Origin of the sequence: Novosphingobium lindaniclasticum LE124 (genome assembly GCF_000445125.1) — a bacterium.
GTDB classification, from domain to species: domain Bacteria; phylum Pseudomonadota; class Alphaproteobacteria; order Sphingomonadales; family Sphingomonadaceae; genus Novosphingobium; species Novosphingobium lindaniclasticum.
On the sequence record NZ_ATHL01000111.1, the window covers coordinates 1 to 1,558 of the forward strand.

Genomic DNA, 1,558 nt, shown 5'->3' on the forward strand with positions numbered 1-1,558 from the left:
GCCGGGCGAGAGGAAACCAGTGCCTTGAGGCATGGGCTGAGACCTTTAGTCGTAGACCTGAACATACGTCTCAGCTGCCCGGCCAATTCTCGTCATTTCAGCACGTCAACCGCTGTGTCGACTTACGCTATTCACGTGACGCAAAACGATCTCGATCTTTCTCGAGCATGGACCGTCGCAACGATCCGCAGCAAGATTTCACGAACATGGACAAGACGAGAGTTAAATTTCTGAAATATTTTGAGATTAGACCTGATAGCTGGAGACCCGCAAAAACCGGTAGTGTTTGGACGGCTATGATGATTCATTGAGGGCGCGCGATCACGGAGGCCAGCCATGGATCCCAAGTCCCTGTTCAGTTTGAGCGATCACCTTGAGGCATTGAGCAAGGAGGGCGATCCGCTTGAGGTTTTGCAGGAGACGGTGGATTTCGAGTATTTCCGAGCGTGGCTGGTCGAAGGGCTTGGTTATGGCGATGGAGCCAAAGGCGGACGCCCACCCTTCGATCCGGTGATGATGTTCAAGGCCCTGATCCTGCAGGCGCAGCATAATCTGTCAGACGCCCGGATGGAGTTCATGATCCGCGATCGGCTGAGTTGGCTGCGGTTTCTGGGACTGTCGCTTGGGGACCGCACGCCGGATGAGAACACGATCCGGCATTTTCGCAATCGCCTGACCGAGACGGGAACGCTCAAGCGGGTGATGAAGGCCTTTGACTGGCAACTCCAGAAGAAGGGCTACATTCCAATGTCCGGGCAACTCGTGGACGCCTCGCTGGTGCCTGCACCAAGACAGCGGAACACCGAGGGCGAACGCGAAGCGATCAAGTCGGGCAAGAGCGCCAGAGATATCTGGCCGAACGAGCCGAACAAGGCAGCACAAAAGGATACCGACGCGCGCTGGACCCTCAAGATCGGCGGGAAAGTTCGGTATCGAGCGGATGGAACGCCGCTCCCCATGATCGCCCTGCCGGTCTTCGGCTACAAATCCCACATCAGCATCGATCGACGCTTCGGCTTCATCCGAGGCATGGCGGTGACTTCGGCGTCAGCGGCGGACGGGCGTCTTCTCCGGCAGGTCGTCAGCACGGACAATACCAGTTCCGAGGTCTGGGCAGACAGTGCCTATCGCTCCAGGCGCAACGAGAAGTGGTTGTCGGATCAGATGCTCACGTCCCGCATTCATCGGCGCAAACCTATGGGCAAGCCGATGTCGAAGGCCACCTCGCGGGCCAATGCAGCCAAATCCTCGATCCGGGCCCATGTCGAACATGTCTTCGCCCATCAGAAGAACCGGTTCAACCTGTTCATCCGCACCATCGGCCTCGCCCGCGCTGAGGCAAAACTGACGCTTTGCAACTTGGCCTACAACTTCAACCGCCTGATTTTCCACGAACGCCGGGAATGCAGGGGCTGACTCTGTCTGCAAGCCAGCCAAACCGGCGAAATCAACGCTAGGCATCGTGGAAATCGGTCCGAACGATGCCGTTCGTGCGCTCCGAAGCCTCGACGTCTGTCAAGCCAGGCCGAAATTACCCGGTTTTTGCGGGTCTCCAGCT

General features: G+C 57.8%; 1 protein-coding gene. It reads left to right on the forward strand.

Translation table 11 applies throughout. The features are described from left to right. Positions 1–336 precede the first annotated feature (336 nt). On the forward strand, positions 337–1,416 hold the full coding sequence (locus L284_RS41085; RefSeq protein WP_021233694.1) for an IS5/IS1182 family transposase: 1,080 nt from the start codon (positions 337–339) through the stop codon (positions 1,414–1,416). The last annotated feature ends 142 nt before the right edge of the window (positions 1,417–1,558 follow it).

Excerpts from the sequence above, each read along its gene's own strand:
- L284_RS41085 (WP_021233694.1), top strand. The coding sequence starts at position 337 with ATGGATCCCAAGTCCCTGTTCAGTTTGAGCGATCACCTTGAGGCATTG.